This is a genomic window from Nocardia sp. NPDC004582, from assembly GCF_053602115.1.
On record NZ_JBSGCY010000028.1, the window covers coordinates 1 to 15,927 of the forward strand.

12 protein-coding genes, 1 tRNA gene, 1 pseudogene and 1 riboswitch are annotated in these 15,927 nt (G+C 70.1%); of the genes and pseudogenes, 13 read left to right on the top strand and 1 reads right to left on the bottom strand.

All coding sequences use genetic code 11. The annotated features are described in order from the left end of the window. Positions 1 to 329: 329 nt before the first annotated feature. The 10 genes and pseudogenes from orn to ACWELJ_RS11150 all read left to right on the top strand — a co-directional run. A complete protein-coding gene (gene orn, locus ACWELJ_RS11105) occupies positions 330 to 956 on the top strand; it encodes an oligoribonuclease (RefSeq protein ID WP_452366015.1) in 627 nt (208 codons plus the stop codon). Positions 957 to 1,022: 66 nt separating this feature from the next. Next, a tRNA-His gene (locus tag ACWELJ_RS11110) sits at positions 1,023 to 1,095 on the top strand. Positions 1,096 to 1,319: 224 nt separating this feature from the next. Next, on the top strand, positions 1,320 to 2,318 hold the full coding sequence (locus ACWELJ_RS11115; RefSeq protein WP_452366016.1) for an SGNH/GDSL hydrolase family protein: 999 nt from the start codon (positions 1,320 to 1,322) through the stop codon (positions 2,316 to 2,318). A gap of 12 nt (positions 2,319 to 2,330) precedes the next feature. Continuing rightward, positions 2,331 to 3,890 (top strand): ArnT family glycosyltransferase, encoded by a 1,560-nt coding sequence (locus ACWELJ_RS11120; RefSeq protein ID WP_452366017.1) that lies wholly within the window; start codon positions 2,331 to 2,333, stop codon positions 3,888 to 3,890. A gap of 66 nt (positions 3,891 to 3,956) precedes the next feature. Further along, a complete protein-coding gene (locus tag ACWELJ_RS11125) occupies positions 3,957 to 4,949 on the top strand; it encodes an SGNH/GDSL hydrolase family protein (protein WP_452366018.1) in 993 nt (330 codons plus the stop codon). 96 nt (positions 4,950 to 5,045) lie between these two features. Continuing rightward, a riboswitch (cobalamin riboswitch) is annotated at positions 5,046 to 5,171 on the top strand. A gap of 40 nt (positions 5,172 to 5,211) precedes the next feature. Then, on the top strand, positions 5,212 to 5,427 hold the full coding sequence (locus ACWELJ_RS11130; RefSeq protein WP_379279599.1) for a CbtB domain-containing protein: 216 nt from the start codon (positions 5,212 to 5,214) through the stop codon (positions 5,425 to 5,427). A 22-nt stretch (positions 5,428 to 5,449) separates the two neighbouring features. Further along, positions 5,450 to 6,253, top strand: a complete 804-nt coding sequence (locus ACWELJ_RS11135) for a CbtA family protein (protein ID WP_452366019.1) — start codon at positions 5,450 to 5,452, stop codon at positions 6,251 to 6,253. Then, on the top strand, positions 6,250 to 6,822 hold the full coding sequence (locus ACWELJ_RS11140; RefSeq protein ID WP_452366020.1) for a histidine phosphatase family protein: 573 nt from the start codon (positions 6,250 to 6,252) through the stop codon (positions 6,820 to 6,822). Before ACWELJ_RS11135 ends, ACWELJ_RS11140 begins: the two co-directional genes overlap by 4 nt. 22 nt (positions 6,823 to 6,844) lie before the next feature. Beyond that, complete coding sequence (locus tag ACWELJ_RS11145; RefSeq protein ID WP_452366021.1) at positions 6,845 to 7,642, top strand: IclR family transcriptional regulator; 798 nt, start codon at positions 6,845 to 6,847, stop codon at positions 7,640 to 7,642. An 82-nt stretch (positions 7,643 to 7,724) separates the two neighbouring features. Continuing rightward, positions 7,725 to 11,069: pseudogene (locus tag ACWELJ_RS11150) on the top strand (NAD-glutamate dehydrogenase); the annotation flags it as partial. Positions 11,070 to 11,091: 22 nt separating this feature from the next. Here the strand turns inward: ACWELJ_RS11150 and hutC are convergent. After that, a complete protein-coding gene (gene hutC, locus ACWELJ_RS11155; RefSeq protein ID WP_452366022.1) occupies positions 11,092 to 11,892 on the bottom strand; it encodes a histidine utilization repressor in 801 nt (266 codons plus the stop codon). 152 nt (positions 11,893 to 12,044) lie between these two features. Here hutC and hutU point away from each other — a divergent pair, with 152 nt between their 5' ends. From hutU to hutG, 3 genes are read left to right on the top strand one after another with little or no spacing between them, the layout of a single operon-like run. Beyond that, entirely contained in the window at positions 12,045 to 13,715 is a 1,671-nt protein-coding gene (gene hutU / locus ACWELJ_RS11160) for a urocanate hydratase (RefSeq protein WP_452366023.1), read from the top strand. Between the two features lie 6 nt (positions 13,716 to 13,721). Then, positions 13,722 to 14,909 (top strand): imidazolonepropionase, encoded by a 1,188-nt coding sequence (gene hutI / locus ACWELJ_RS11165; RefSeq protein WP_452366024.1) that lies wholly within the window; start codon positions 13,722 to 13,724, stop codon positions 14,907 to 14,909. Further along, a complete protein-coding gene (gene hutG, locus ACWELJ_RS11170) occupies positions 14,906 to 15,865 on the top strand; it encodes a formimidoylglutamase (protein WP_452366025.1) in 960 nt (319 codons plus the stop codon). The genes hutI and hutG overlap by 4 nt, the downstream gene beginning before the upstream one ends. Positions 15,866 to 15,927 lie beyond the last annotated feature (62 nt).

Genomic DNA, 15,927 nt, shown 5'->3' on the forward strand with positions numbered 1-15,927 from the left:
CTCCTGTTCGGCGGCCTCGGCCGCGGCCGCCGCTTCGGCCGCGATCCGCGCGGCTTCCTCCGCCGCCTTGCGGGCCGCCGCTGCCTTCTCCTGCGGGGTGGTCATCGCGCTTCCTCCGTCTGCTGTGCCTACCGCTACCGCTGCTGAGAAACTGCCCGACCCACACGCCCACCGCTCGCCGCGCGTGAGATTCGACCGCAACGATACTGCTCGTTCGCACGTCCGAGCGGCCTCGACGCGGGTTGCCTCCGGTTAACCAGCGCCGCTTCGGCCGCGCGGACGGTGGCGGCAAGCCGGGTCGGGTCCGGCCGAAGGGTTAGTGTTTGGCGGTGACCGACAAGTACGTGGTGTGGATGGACTGCGAGATGACCGGGCTGCGGCTCGACAGCGACAAGCTGATCGAGGTGGCCGCCCTCGTCACCGACAGTGACCTCAATATTCTCGGCGAGGGCGTGGACATCGTGATCCACGCCGACGATGCCGCGCTGGCCGCCATGCCGCCGGTGGTGACCGAGATGCACGCCAAGTCGGGGCTCACCGAGGAGGTGCGGCGGTCGGTCGTCACCCTCGAGGAAGCCGAGCAGCAGGTGCTCGACTACATCAAGCAGTACGTGCCGACGCCGCGGACGGTTCCGCTGGCGGGCAATTCGATCGCCACCGATCGCGGGTTCATCGCGCGCGATATGCCCGCGCTGGACGCGCACCTGCACTACCGCATGATCGACGTCAGCTCGATCAAGGAGCTGGCCCGGCGCTGGTACCCGCGGATCTACTTCGGCCAGCCCGAGAAGGGCCTCGCGCACCGCGCCCTGGCCGACATCCAGGAGTCCATCCGTGAGCTCCAGTACTACCGCCGCACCGCGTTCGTTCCGGCGCCCGGTCCCTCCACGGCCGAGATCGCCGCTGTCGCCGCCGAATTGACGACCCCCGCGGAGCCGCCCGTAAACCCCTCCTGAACAGCCGATTAGGTACTCACAGCGACGACACGTTAAGCTCTAGCGCGCCGGAAGTTACCGGCGATGGTGGCTGTAGTTCAGCTGGTAGAGCACCAGGTTGTGATCCTGGGTGTCGCGGGTTCGAGTCCCGTCAGCCACCCTTATCGGCCCAGGCCAGAGAATCCTCTCTCGCCTGGGCCGAACTGCGTTGCGGGGTAGACCGAACCGCTTTTCGCGGGCATCCGGAGGCCCTTCGCCGAGTGCGAATCGCTTGCTTGCCAACCAAGTGAAATGCAGTTACTTTGCTTTATCTGTCAGTTGCTGTGGGCTGCATCATAATCATGCCCAGTTCGGCATGGCTGCGGCTCGATGAGGATTTTGCACTTGACCAGTTCCTGGACAACCGGCCGGGTGGCACTCCCCCGGCTGGCCGTCGCCTTGGGCGTCCTGGCCGCCGCGGTATCGGCGGGCACCGCCGAGGCCGAACCGGCCCCCGCACCCGGCCGCCCGCTGGTGGTGCTGGGCGACTCCTACAGCGCGAACCCGTCCTGCGACGTGGTGCTGACCACATGCGAGAACCCGGACAGCACCGGTCTGCGGGCCTGCCTGCACGGTCCCTCCTCCTGGCCCGTGCAGCTGAGCGCCCTGATGGGCGTCGAGGCCGCGGATGTCGTGAACAACTCGTGCTCGAGCGCGTCCATCGACACCGGCCCGGTCACCTCCACCGGTGAGCAGGTGCCCGGCCGCGGCGGCTACACCCTGACGCAGCTGGCCCTCGACGCCGCGCAGAACGGCGCGTTCGGGCCGCGGACCCGCGCCGTCACCATCCAGCTCGGGTTCAACGACTCCTGGCCCAAGGACGCCACGCTCTCGGCGAGTGTGAACAACGTGTTCGGCTGTGTGACCGACCTCGTGCACGGCTGTGACGACGCCGCCGTGGCCGAGGGCCGGTGGCCGGACTACACCGCCATCACCGGGACGGCCTACGCCGATCGGGTCCGCAAGGTCGTCGACTATGTGAAGTACTACGCCCCGAACGCGAAGATCGAACTGATCGGCTACCCCGAGATCGCCCCGGAGGGCACGACCGAGTGGTGCGCGGACCTGCTCGGCGTCGTGCGCTGGGTCCAGCCGCGGGCCGGGGCCATGGTCGAGTACTGGAACCGGCTGCAGACCGCCCAGCGCGAGGCGGCCGCGATCCTGGGCATCGACTTCATCGACTTGAAGCCCGCCACCGCCGGACACGGCCTGTGCGCCGCCGACCCCTGGTTCAGCAACTTCCTCGATCCCCGGCAGAGCCCGTCCGCCTTGCCTTTCCACCCGTCGGCGCGCGGGGACGCGGCCGTGGCCGCCACCATCCACAGCCGCCTCGCGTCACACTGACCCGGAGAAGCAATGACGCTCACCATCACTCCCGAATCCGAGGCGACGGCCGCGCCGCCGCAATTCGCGTGGCGCGGTGTCCTACTGGTCTCCGGTCTGATCACACTGGTCTGGTCGGTCTCGGCGTTCCGGTTCCAGCTGGCGGGCGACGAGCTGTACTACCTGGCGTGCGGTCGCCGCCTCGCCGTCAGTTACGTCGACAACGGCCCGCTGATCCCAGTGATCGCGCGGCTGGCCGACGTGCTCGCGCCCGGATCGGTGATCGCGCTGCGGATCCCGGGCCTGCTGCTGCTGATCGCGGTCTCGGTGCTGACCGCCGCGGTCGCCTACGAATGCGGTGCGCGCGAACGGTTCCAGCTCCTCGCCGCCGCCGGCTACGCCGCCTCGCCGTTCATCTTCGCCTACACCGTGCTCGACAGCGTCGCCATCGATGTGGCGTTCCAGGCGTTGATCATCTGGCTACTGGTCCGCTGGGTGCGCACCCGCCGCGACCGCCTGCTCGTCGCCGCGGGTGTCGCCGGGGCGATCGACGTGCAGGACAAGTGGCTGGTGCTGATGCTCGGGGCCTGCGTCGGGGTCGCCGTGCTGGTGGCGGGTCCGCGGGAGATCCTGCGCCGCCCCGCGCTGTGGCTGGGCCTGCTGATCATGGCGGCGGCCATGGCCCCGGCCCTGCTGTGGCAGGCCGCCCACGACTGGCCGCAGCTGGCCACCAATGCCGCCATCGCGCACGAGACCGCGCAGAGCGACGGCGGCCAGTGGGGCACGGTGATCGCGATCCTGGTGGTCACCGGATTCCTCGGCGGCGGCCTGGGCGTGCTCGGCCTGTACGGTCTGGCCAAGGATTCGAAGCTGCGGCCGTACCGCTTCGTGCTCGTCGCGACGCTGCTGATGGTGGTGCTGGTGGTCGCCGGCCACGGCCGGTCCTATTACGTCGCCGGGACCATTCCCGCGATCTTCGGTGCGGGCGCGGCGATCCTGTCGGGCTGGTTCGGCACCGCCGGTCCGCGGCCGGTCGCCGTGCTGCGGCGGGTGTTCACCGGATTGACCGTCCTCACCGCGGTTTTGATGGCCGCCCTGGCCACGCTCCCCTACCCGAAGAGCTGGATCGACGTCCCCAACGCCAGCCGGCTGGGCTTCCTGCAGCACTACGGCAACGACGACTGGGCCGATCTGGCCGACGCCGTGCACAAGGTGGCGAGCGGTCTGCCGCCCGAGGAGCGGGCCGTCACCGCGGTGGTCGCGGAGGCCTACAACGAGGCCGGCGCGCTCGACCACTACGGCAAGTTCCAGTCGATTCCGCCGGCCTACAGCCCCAATCGCGGTTTCGCCGTATGGGGTCCACCGCCGGACTCGGCCACGACCATTCTGTGGGTCGGCTACAACGACGGTCCGGAGCAGCGGGCCTTCCTGGCGAACTTCGGGCAGAAAACCCAAGCGCTGCAGATGATCGACGAGCTCGGCATCGCGGGGCAGAACCATCACGTGAACATCTGGATCCTGCGCGAGCCGCTGGTCCCGCTATCGGTGGCCTGGCCGAAGCTGACCTACATGATCGTCCCTCCGGCCTCGTGAGAACACTGTCGGTCGCATGAGCAACACTGTCGGTCTAGCGCAACGTTTCCGCTGGGGAGGATTTGCATGTTGAGTTTCACGACCAAGGGCGCGTCGCTGCGGCTGGCCGCCGTCGCCGCCGTGCTCGCCGCGGTGGGTTCGGTGGGCGTCGCCGGCGCCGACGAACCGGCTCCGGCGGCCGGTCGCACCCTTGTCGTACTCGGTGATTCGTTCGCCGCGAACCCGCCGTGCGACGGGATCCTGGTCAAATGCGACGGCAACAACGACACCGCCTCGCACGAGTGCCTGCACCGCGGCACCTCGTGGCCGGTCCAGCTGAGCGCGCTGATGGGCGTTCCCGCAGCCGATTTCGAGAACGCCACCTGCACCAACGCCTCGATCGACAGCGGCCCGGTCACCTCGACCGGCAAGGAGATCCCCGGCCGCGACGGCTACACCCTGTCGCAGCTGGCGATCAAGGCGAGCAAGAACGGCGCGTTCGGCCCGCGCACCCAGGTGGTCGCGATCCAGTTGGGCGCCAACGACTCCTGGCCGCGCGACTCGACCAATGTCGCCGATGCCCCCAGCCAGTTGCGCTGCGCGCTGAACATGAGCCAGGGCTGCGACCCCGACGCCGTCGACAAGGAGCACTGGCCCGAGCTCGACACCATCACCGGCGCCGCCTACGCCGACCGCATCCGCAAGGTCGTCGAGTACGTGAAGTACTACGCGCCCAACGCGAAGATCCAGCTCGTCGGCTATCCCGAACTGGCCCCGGCCAACTCGAACGCCTGGTGCCTCGACGTCCTGGGCACCTTCCGCTACTTCCAGCCCCGCGGCGGCGCGGTCAACGCCTTCTGGAACCGTCTCGACGACGCCGAACGCGAAGCGGCCCAACTCCTCTCGATCGATTTCGTCGACGCCCGCGTCCCCACCGCCGGCCACGGCCTGTGCTCCCCGGACCCGTGGGTCCTGGCCGCCCTGGACCCGAAGGTGAACCTGGTCGGACTCCCCTTCCACCCGACGCCGCGCGGTGACACGGCCGTGGCCGCCGAGGTCTACAGCCACCTCACCCGCTGATCTTCGCGTCGCCCGCACCGGGTTTCCGGTGCGGGCGACGCCATCTCATCAGGTGGACGCTGCGGCGCAGCCGATTGACCAGGGGTGATACGTCTTCGTATGGTTGATCGACGATGTCATGAGGAATCCGGTGTAATTCCGGAGCGGTCGCGCCACTGTGAGCAGCCGGTCTCGATGCGAGACGGATGCGAGTCAGACCCTCACATCGTCGGTTCGATCGGCAACGGGGACGCGGAATCCCCCTGACTCAAAGGAGTCCTTCGTGGCTACCTCTTTCGCTCCTCGCTCCGGTCTCGGCAGCGGCGCGCTCTCCATCCCGACCACCGCCCTGTGGCTGGTCGGCACCACCCTGCTGGCCCTGCTGGCCATCTACTTCATCGGCATCGACCAGGGTGCGGTGTCGGTGTTCGGCAGCGACATGCACGTGCACGAGTTCGTGCACGACGGCCGGCATTTCCTCGGATTCCCCTGCCACTAGCACCGGGAATCGAGTAGCCACAATGGAAAAGCGAATCATCGGCCGCGGGGTCCTGCTGGGAGCCCTCGGCGGATCGCTGGCGTTCGTGTTCGCCCGGATCCTGTCCGAGCCGATCATCGATCGCGCCGTCGATTACGAAGAGGGGCGCGATCACGCGCAGATGGCGCTGGACAAGGCCGCCGGCCAGTCCATGGACATGGACCACGGGGCCGAGCTGTTCACCCGCGCGCAGCAGCAGAATGTCGGACTGGGCTTCGGCGTGATCGTGTTCGGGGCGGCGCTGGGCGCGCTGTTCGCGGTCGTCTACTTTCTGGCGCTGCGCAAGGCCGGGAAGATCTCGCCGCGGAATCTGGCGCTGCTGGTGTCGGGCGGCATGTTCCTGGCGCTGTACGCGGCGCCGTTCCTGAAGTACCCGGCCAACCCGCCGTCCGTCGGGAATCCGGACACCATCGAGGAGCGCACGGCACTGTACGTGGGCCTGATCGTGATCAGCGCGGTGCTGCTGGTCGCCGCGATCTGGCTGGGGCGCAGACTGACCGCGCGCCTGGACAATTGGACCGCGACGGTCGCCGCCGCGGCGGGCTTCGTGGTGGTGATGGGCGCGCTGCTGGCGCTGTTGCCGTCGTTCTCCGAAGCGCCGGAGCCGCTGCGGGACGCGTCGGGCACGATCGTGTTCCCGGGGTTCCCGGCCGACGACCTGTACCACTTCCGGCTCTACGCCTTCGCCGGCCAGCTCCTGGTGTGGGTGGTCATCGGTGTCGGCTTCGCCTGGCTGGCGCCGCGTCTGCTGGGCGACCGCGCGGCCGAGCCCGCGCAGGCGGCATGAGCGCGGTCACCCGGCTCACCCTGGTGACGCACGCGATCACCGATGCCGTGCGGTCCGCCCGCTTTCCGGCCGATGAACCGCTGCACCCGCTCGGGTCGCGGTCGGCCGAGCAGGCGGGCGGGCTGCCCGGCCCCGCGCCCGCGACGGTGCTGCACGCGCCGGAGGCCCGGGCCGAACAGACCTGCCGGGCACTGGGATTCACCGGCATCCCGGAGCCCGCGCTGCGCGATCTGGACCACGGCGACTGGGCCGGGAAGTCGATGGACGATCTCGCGCCCGAGCAGCTCATGGGCTGGCTCACCGACCCCGGCTACCGCGGTCACGGCGGTGAATCGATCACCGGCCTGCTCGATCGGGTCGGCGCGTGGATGCGCGGTCTGACCGGGCGCGGCGAGCGCATCGTCGCGGTGACCCATCCCGCGATCGTGCGGGCCGCCGTCCTGCGCACGCTCGACGCTCCCCCGGAGTCGTTCTGGCGCATCGACATCCCGCCGTTGAGCGCCACCACCCTGCATCACCGCGGCCCGGCGTGGACGTTGCGCGCGACCGCGCACGAACTCGCGGGCTGACTTCGCTGGCAGAATCCGGGGAATGGCGCAATCCTCGGGTTCGACCACCTCTCCGGCCGTCGGCCGGGCGCTCGACATCCTCGTCCGGCTGGCGCACGGCCCCGGACCGGTCCGGGCGGCGGTGCTGGCCCGCGATCTGGGACTGCCGCGCTCGTCGGTGTATCACATCCTGTCGGTGCTGGTGGACCGCGGATTCGTGGTGTACGTACCCGGTGATCAGGCCTATGGGCTGGGCGTGACGTCCTTCGAGATCGGGTCCGCCTACCTGCGGCACGAGCCGCTGGAACGGCTGGCGCAGCCGATCCTGCACCAGCTGGCCCGGCAGCTCGGGCAGGCGGTGCATCTGGGCATTCTGCACGGCAACGAGACGGTCTACCTGCTCAAGGAACGGCCCAGCTCGGGTCCGTCGGCGGAGGTCTCGCTGATCACCGATATCGGCGTCCGGCTGCCGTCGCATCTGACCGCGAACGGCCGCGCGATCCTCGCCTCGCTGCCGGACGCGCAGGTGAAGGCGTTGTACGCCAAGCGTTCCGACTTCCTCACCCGCACCGGGCGCGGGCCGCGGTCGCTGACCGAGCTGCGCCGGGATCTGGACGAGGTGCGCGCCCGCGGCTGGGCCGAGGAGGTGGAGCTGGTGACGGCGGGCCTGCGGTCGGTGGGCGCGGCGGTCTTCGATCACAACAGCCGTCCGGTGGCGGCCCTGAGTACCACCTGGCGGACGCTGTCCTATCCCGAGCCGGAGGTGGTGGGGCAGGCGTTGCGGTGGGGCGCCGAGCGCCTGACCTCGCGTATCGCCGGTCATGTGCCCGTCGCGCCCTGACTCCGCGGCACCCTTGTGAGACCACTCACACAGGTTGTATGTTGTTGTATAGACAACCGCCGCACCGGGGAGATTTCCGACGATGACGCAGGACTGGGACGACGCCCTCCACGCCCGAATGGCCGATCACGCACTGGCCGGGGCGTACTCCCGATCCCTGCCCGAGTGGTACAAACACGACTTCGGCCCCGACCGCGCCGCCGCCGACATCGCCCGCGTCGAAGCGCTGCGACCGGAATCGTTCGACGTCGCCCTGCACGCCCCCACCGGACGCGCGCGCGGACGATGGCGGCTCACCCTCTACATCGCGGGGGCGGCCGTCTCGCTCAGCCGCATCCTGCCGGTCATCCAATCCCTGGGCGTGGAAGTCCTCGACGAACGGACCTACCCGCTCGACGACTCCACCGGACACCAGTGCTGGATCTACGACTTCGGCCTGGCCTTCGACGGCGAACCGGCGGTCGGCGCGGAAACGCACGCCCGCGTCACCGAGGCCTTCGCCGCGACCTGGCGCGGCGACGCCGAGAGCGACACCTTCAACCGCCTGGTCCTGAGCGCGGGCCTGGCCTGGCGTCCCGTGTCCGTCCTGCGCGCCTACGCGAAGTACCTGCGCCAGAGCGGATTCCCCTACAGCCCGGAGCGGATCGCGGAAGCCCTCGCCGCACACCCCGATTCCGCGCGCCTGCTGGTCGAGCTGTTCCACGCGCGCTTCGCACCGGACACGCACGGCGCGGCCGCCGAAGCCGAACTGACCGATCGCCTCAACGAGGTCATCGGCCGCGTCGTCGGGCTCGAGCCGGACCGCATTCTGCGCGCCCTCACCGCGCTCGTCCGAAACACCCTGCGCACCAATTACTTCGTGCGTGACGGCGGCGCCGAGGTGTTGTCGTTCAAACTGGACCCGCAGCGCATCGACGAACTGCCCCAGCCCAGGCCGCGATTCGAGATCTTCGCCTACTCACCCCGGGTCGAGGGCGTGCATCTGCGATTCGGCGCGGTGGCGCGCGGCGGGCTGCGCTGGTCGGACCGCAAGGAGGATCTGCGCACCGAGGTGCTCGGACTGGTCAAGGCCCAGGCGGTGAAGAACGCGGTCATCGTGCCGGTCGGCGCCAAGGGCGGATTCGTCGTCAAACAGCCCCCGCGCCCCACCGGCGACGACGCGGCCGACCGCGCCGCGCACCTGGCCGAGGGCATCGCCTGCTACCGGCAGTTCATCGCCGGGCTGCTCGACGTCACCGACAATATCGACGCCGCGACGGGTTCGGTGATCCCGGCCCGCGACGTCGTCCGCCACGACGGCGACGACACCTACCTGGTGGTGGCCGCCGACAAGGGCACCGCGACCTTCTCCGATATCGCCAACGAGGTCGCGGCCGGCTACGGCTTCTGGCTCGGCGACGCGTTCGCCTCGGGCGGGTCGGTCGGCTACGACCACAAGGCGATGGGCATCACCGCCCGCGGCGCGTGGGAGAGCGTCGAACGCCACTTCCACGACCTGGGCCGCGACACCGGGACCGCCGATTTCACGGTGGCGGGCATCGGCGATATGAGCGGCGACGTCTTCGGCAACGGAATGCTGCTCAGCGAGCACATCCGGCTGGTGGCCGCGTTCGACCACCGGCACATCTTCCTGGACCCGCGGCCGGAGGCCGGGATCTCCCACGCCGAACGCAAGCGGCTGTTCCAGCTGCCCCGCTCGTCCTGGGCCGACTACGACCGCGACCTCATCAGCCCCGGCGGCGGAGTGTGGCCGCGCACCGCGAAGTCGGTGCCGCTCGGCCCGGAAGTCCGTGCGGCACTGGGCCTTCCGGACTCGATCAGCGCGGCCGCGCCGGACGAGGTGATCCGGGCCATCCTGCGCGCGCCGGTCGACCTGCTGTGGAACGGCGGCGTCGGCACCTACGTCAAAGCCACCGCCGAGTCCCAGGCCGATGTCGGCGACAAGGCCAATGACGGCGTACGGGTGAACGCCGCCGACGTGCGCGCCACCGTGGTCGGCGAAGGCGGCAACCTCGGATTCACCGCCCTCGCCCGCGTCGAATTCGCCCGCGGCGGCGGCCGAATCAATACCGACGCCCTGGACAACTCCGCCGGCGTCGACTGCTCCGACCATGAGGTCAATATCAAGATCCTGCTCGACGCCATGATGTCGGCCGGGCGGCTCGACCGCGCCGGACGCGACCGGCTGCTGGCCGATATGACCGGCGAGGTCGGCCGGATGGTGCTGCGGGACAACCGTTCCCAGAACCGAGTCCTGGGCGTGAGCCGCGCCGACGCGGCCGCCCGGATCGCGGTGCACGCCCGCATGATCGCGCAGCTGGAGGCCCGGCGCGGATTGGTCCGCTCCTTGGAGGCGCTGCCCGACGAGACCGAACTCGCCCGGCGCGCCGCCGACGGGCACGGCCTGACCTCCCCGGAACTGGCGACCCTGCTGGCGCACGCCAAGCTCGCGCTCGAGGACGAACTGCTCGCGGGCGATCTGCCCGACGACCCCGCCCTCCACCAGCACCTGCTCGACTACTTCCCCGCGACGTTGCGAGAACGCTTCGGCGACAGCGTGTCCGAGCACCCGCTGCACCGCGAGATCGTGGCGACCCAGCTCGCCAACGACGTCATCGACCACGGCGGGATCAGTTTCGTCTTCCGGCTCGGTGAGGATTCCGCGGCCGTGGGCCCGGATGTGGTGCGCGCCTATCTGATCGCCACCCGGGTGTTCGGGCTGCACCGCCTCTGGGCCGATATCGCGGACGCCGGTCTGCCGGCGGCGGTGACCAACGGTCTCGTCCGCACCACCCAGCGGGTACTGGACCGGGCCGTGCGCTGGCTGCTGGCCCACCGCCCGCAACCGCTCGACATCACCACCGAGACAGCCCGATTCGCACCGCGACTGGCGGCGCACGCACAGCTGGTCCCGGACTGGCTGCGCGACCGTGAACTGGCCGGCCTGCAGGACCGGATCGCCGGGTCGGTCGACGCCGGGGTGCCGCGCGAGCTGGCCACCCGGGTGCATCTGCTGCTCGATCAGTTCGGGCTGCTCGACATCATCGAGGTCGCCGACGCCGGCGATCACGACCCGGCCGACGTGGCCGGGCTGTACTACGCGCTGAGCCAGGATCTGGGCACGGTGCGCCTGCTGCAGTCGGTGTCGCGGCTGTCCACCGCGGACCGCTGGAATTCGATGGCCCGCCTGGCCCTGCGTGACGACCTGTACGGATCCTTGCGCGGTCTGTGCCTGGCGCTGCTGGCCGACCGGCCCGATCCCACCGAGCCCGCGGCCGACACCCTCGCGCGGTGGGCGGCCCGCAACGCCACCCGGATCCAGCGCACCCGCTCCACCCTGGCCGAGATCTTCAGCAGTCCCGCGGCCGATGTCGCCGCCATGTCGGTGGCGGTGCGTCAGATTCGCGGCCTGGTCCACACGGCGTGATTCCGGGCGAACCCTCGATCCCTTACGAACCCTGTACGTCGAAGGTTCCCGCGAGCCGGTAGCGGGAACCGGGGTGCAGCAGCCGCGCCGCGCTGACCAGCCGATCCTCGGACCAGGTCCGGCGGCGGATGAGCAGGCACGGCTCGGTCTCGTCGAGCCCGAGCAGCGCGCACTCGTCGGCGGTCGGCAGCACCGCCTCCACCACGTGCTCGCCCCGGCCCAGCGGGGCCACCGTCACCAGGTAGGTGTTGGGCGTCGTGGTGGTGAAATCCTGTTCCAGATAGCGCGGCGCGAGTTCGGGATTCACGAACCGGTCCTCGAGCTGGATGGCCAGGCCGTCCTCGAAATGCACCAGCTTGGAATGGAATACGGCGCTGCCCTCCTCCACGCCGAGCTCCTGCGCGATCGCCGCGTCCGCCGCGCGCTGCTCCAGCGACACCACCTCGGCCCGGTGCCCGTGTCCGCGGTCGTGGATCTCGTCGGCGATATTGCGCACCTCGACCAGCGCCGAGCTGACCTTGCGCCCGGCCACGAAGGTGCCGACGCCGATCAGCCGGTCCACCAGCCCGTCGGCGCTCAGTTCGCGCAGTGCGCGATTGATCGTCATGCGCGACAACCCCAGCGCCCCGACCAACTGGTTCTCCGAGGGCAGCAGTTCGCCCTCGCGCCAGCGGCCCGCCACGATCTGCTCCGCGATCATGTCCTTGACGCGCCGATACGCCGGGGCCGCGCCGTGGCTGCGAGCCGCGTACAGCGCCGCGATATCCGCCTCGTCCATGGCCACATTCGTCACCTGTTCCACATCCTGCCCATCGGTGGACATCAGCCCGTTCGGGCCCAAGTGTATCGGCGCAGCTCCGGGCCGCCGCGACCGTCAAGTGTCTGAGATCCGAGAATCCTGGCCGCCGACGCTGTTCCAGGGCTCGGATCCGGAGTGTTATGGGCGTCACCACCAGTCAGTACACAGGAGTCCCGATGACCACCAACACCCCGTCCGGCCCCCGCCCGGTCCGCGCGCCGCGCGGCGCCGACCTGAACTGCCTCGGCTGGCAGCAGGAGGGCGCCCTGCGCATGCTGATGAACAACCTCGACCCCGAGGTCGCCGAGCGCCCCGACGATCTGGTCGTCTACGGCGGCACCGGGCGCGCGGCCCGCAGCTGGGACGCCTACGACGCCATCGTGCGGACCCTGAAGACGCTGAAGGACGACGAGACGCTGCTGGTGCAGTCCGGCAAGCCGGTCGGCGTCATGCGCACCAACGAGTGGGCGCCGCGGGTGCTGCTGGCCAACTCCAACCTGGTCGGCGACTGGGCCAACTGGGAGCAGTTCCGCAAGCTCGAGGCCGAGGGCCTGATGATGTACGGCCAGATGACCGCGGGCTCGTGGATCTACATCGGCAGCCAGGGCATCCTGCAGGGCACCTACGAGACCTTCGGCGCGGTGGCGCGCAAGCGTTTCGGCGGCACCCTGGCCGGCACCATCACCCTGACCGCCGGCGTCGGCGGCATGGGCGGCGCGCAGCCGCTCGCGGTGACCATGAACGACGGCGTCGCGATCTGCGTCGACGTCGACGTCACCCGCATCGACCGCCGCATCGCCCACGGCTACCTCGACGTCAAGGCCGATAACCTCGATGCCGCACTGGAATTGGCGATCCAGAAGCGCGACGCGCGGGAACCGCTGTCCATCGGCGTGGTCGGCAATGCCGCGGAGATCTTCCCGCGCCTGCTCGCCATGGGCGCCCCGATCGACATCGTGACCGACCAGACCTCCGCCCACGACCCGCTGTCCTACCTGCCGCTGGGCGTCGACGTCGCCGACTGGCACCGGCGCGCCGCCGAGGACCCCGAGTGGTTCACCACCGAGGCCCGCAAGTCCATGGCCGCGCACGTCGAGGCGATGGTCGGCTTCATGGACGCCGGCGCCGAGGTGTTCGACTACGGCAACTCCATCCGCGACGAAGCCCGCAAGGGCGGCTACGAGCGCGCCTTCGAGTTCCCCGGCTTCGTGCCCGCCTACATCCGGCCGCTGTTCGAAGAGGGCCTGGGCCCGTTCCGCTGGGCCGCGCTGTCGGGCGACCCGAAGGACATCGCCGCCACCGACCAGGCCATTCTCGATCTGTTCCCGGAGAACGAGCACCTCAAGCGCTGGATCACCATGGCGCAGGAGAAGGTGCACTTCGAGGGCCTGCCCGCCCGCATCTGCTGGCTCGGCTACGGCGAACGCCACCGCGCCGGACTGAAGTTCAACGAGATGGTCGCCTCCGGTGAGCTGTCCGCGCCGCTCGCCATCGGCCGCGATCACCTGGACTCCGGTTCGGTCGCCTCCCCCTACCGCGAGACCGAGGCCATGGCCGACGGCTCCGACGCCATCGCCGACTGGCCGCTGCTCAACGCACTGGTCAACACCGCCTCCGGCGCGTCGTGGGTGTCGATCCACCACGGCGGCGGCGTCGGCATGGGCCGGTCCATCCACGCCGGTCAGGTGTGTATCGCCGACGGCACCGAGCTGGCCGCCCGCAAGCTCGAGCGGGTGCTGAGCAACGATCCCGCCATGGGCGTGATCCGCCACGTCGACGCCGGCTACCAGCACGCGGCCGACGTCGCCGCGACCCGCGGCGTTCGAATCCCGATGCAGGAGAACTGAACCCACATGCGACATGAATCCGGGCAGTGGACGGTCGTCGACAATATCGGCGCGCTGGTCACCAATGATCCCGAGATCGGCGACGGCGAACTCGGGGTGCTCCGCGATGCCGCCGTGGTGATCGGCGACGGCCTGATCCAGTGGGTCGGCCCGCGCACCCGCCTGCCCGAGGGCAGCGCCGGGACGCGGGTGGACCTGGAAGGCCGTGCCGCCCTGCCCGGATTCGTCGACAGTCACGCGCATCTGGTGTTCGGCGGGGAACGGTCGGAGGAGTTCGCGGCCCGGATGACCGGCGCGCCCTATGGGGCGGGCGGCATCCGCACCACCATCGCCGCCACCCGCGCCGCCGCCGACGCGACCCTGGACGCGAACATGGCCCGCCTGGTCGCCGAGGCCGCGCGGACCGGCACCACCACGATCGAATCCAAGTCCGGCTACGGCCAGACCGTTGCCGATGAGTTGCGGAGCCTCGAGGTCATCGCCCGGCACACGCCGGAGACGACCCTGCTGGCCGCGCATGTCACCCCGCCGGAGTTCGCCGGGCGCAGCGATGATTACGTGCGGCTGGTCGTCGACGAGATGATCCCGGCGTGCGCACCGCACGCCAAGTGGATCGACGTCTTCTGCGAGGAGGGCGCTTTCGACGCCGACCAGTCCCGGGCGGTGCTCGAGGCGGGCATCGCGGCCGGACTCACCCCGCGGGTGCACGGCAACCAGCTCAGCTACGGCGCCGGCGTCCGGCTGGCCGCCGAGCTGGGCGCGGCCTCGGTCGACCACGTCACCTACACCACCGACGAGGATGTCGAGGCGCTGGCGGCGTCCACTACGGTCGCGACCCTGCTGCCGGGGGCCGACTTCTCCACCCGCAACAAGTATCCCGACGCGCGCGCCCTGCTCGACGCGGGCGTGACGGTCGCGCTGGCCGCGGACTGCAACCCGGGAACCTGCTACACCACCAGCATTCCGTTCTGTATCGCGCTGGCCGTGCGCGAAATGCACATGAGCCCCGACGAAGCCGTGTGGGCGGCCACAGCGGGCGGCGCGGCGGCGTTGCGGCGCAACGACATCGGCCGCATCCGGGTCGGCGCGCGCGCCGATCTGATCGCACTGGACGCACCCTCGCACCTGTATCTGGCCTATCGGCCGGGTGTGGCGCTGGTGCGCGAGATCTGGAAGGACGGTCACCGGCTATGACCGCTGTCGATCACCCGCCCGCGCCCTGGTCGGGGCGCGACGACGGCCCGGGCGCCGCACACCTGCGCTGGCACCGCGCGATCACGCCCTACTCCCCCGAAACCCCTTCCGGAGCAAGCGTTCTGGTCGGCTTCAGCAGCGATGAGGGGGTCCGCCGTAACAAGGGGCGGACCGGAGCTGCCGCCGGACCAGCCGCGCTGCGGCAGGCACTGTCGTCCATGGCGCTCCCCTGCCCGGCAAGCGCCATGGACGCCGGTGACGTGGCGGTCGAGGACGGTGATCTGGAAGCCGGCCAGCGCCGGCTGGGCGCGGTGGTGACCGACCTGCTCGACGCCGGGCACTTCGTGACCGTGCTCGGCGGCGGGCACGAGGTGGCCTACGGCAGCTATCTCGGCATCGCCGACTCGCGGGCGGTCGCGTCGGGAGCGCGCCTGGGCGTACTCAACCTCGACGCCCATTTCGATCTGCGTGGCGATCCGACACCCAGTTCGGGCACACCGTTCCGGCAGATGGCCGAGCGGGAGGCCGAGGCCGGGCGGGCGCTGAACTACGCCGTGCTGGGCATTTCGCAGCCGAGCAATACCGTGGCGCTGTTCGAGACCGCCGCGGCCCTGGGCGTGCGCTATCGGCTCGACGAGGACTGCACCGCCACGGAGCTGCCCGGGGTGCGCGGTTTCGTGGAGGAGTTCCTGGCCTCCGTCGATGTCCTGTATATGACCATTGACCTGGATGTCCTGCCCGCGGCGGTGGCTCCGGGCGTCAGCGCGCCCGCCGCGTACGGCGTACCGCTGGAGGTCGTCGAGCGGGTATGTGACCTGGTCGCGCACAGCGGCAAGCTCGCCCTGCTGGACGTGGCGGAACTGAATCCGGACCTCGATATCGATCATCGGACCGCGCGCACGGCCGCTCGGCTGATCCACCGGATCGCGACTCGGCGCGGCGGCCATCTAGATTAGTTGCCGTCGTGTAACTGCACACTCTTGACACAGTTGTATAGACAGCCCTATACATGTGTGAA

Coding starts and splice junctions, on each gene's coding strand:
- ACWELJ_RS11140 (WP_452366020.1), top strand. CDS start 6,250: ATGAGCGCGGTCACCCGGCTCACCCTGGTGACGCACGCGATCACCGAT.
- ACWELJ_RS11120 (WP_452366017.1), top strand. CDS start 2,331: ATGACGCTCACCATCACTCCCGAATCCGAGGCGACGGCCGCGCCGCCG.
- ACWELJ_RS11145 (WP_452366021.1), top strand. CDS start 6,845: ATGGCGCAATCCTCGGGTTCGACCACCTCTCCGGCCGTCGGCCGGGCG.
- ACWELJ_RS11125 (WP_452366018.1), top strand. CDS start 3,957: ATGTTGAGTTTCACGACCAAGGGCGCGTCGCTGCGGCTGGCCGCCGTC.
- hutC (WP_452366022.1), bottom strand. CDS start 11,892: ATGTCCACCGATGGGCAGGATGTGGAACAGGTGACGAATGTGGCCATG.
- hutI (WP_452366024.1), top strand. CDS start 13,722: ATGCGACATGAATCCGGGCAGTGGACGGTCGTCGACAATATCGGCGCG.
- hutG (WP_452366025.1), top strand. CDS start 14,906: ATGACCGCTGTCGATCACCCGCCCGCGCCCTGGTCGGGGCGCGACGAC.
- ACWELJ_RS11135 (WP_452366019.1), top strand. CDS start 5,450: ATGGAAAAGCGAATCATCGGCCGCGGGGTCCTGCTGGGAGCCCTCGGC.
- hutU (WP_452366023.1), top strand. CDS start 12,045: ATGACCACCAACACCCCGTCCGGCCCCCGCCCGGTCCGCGCGCCGCGC.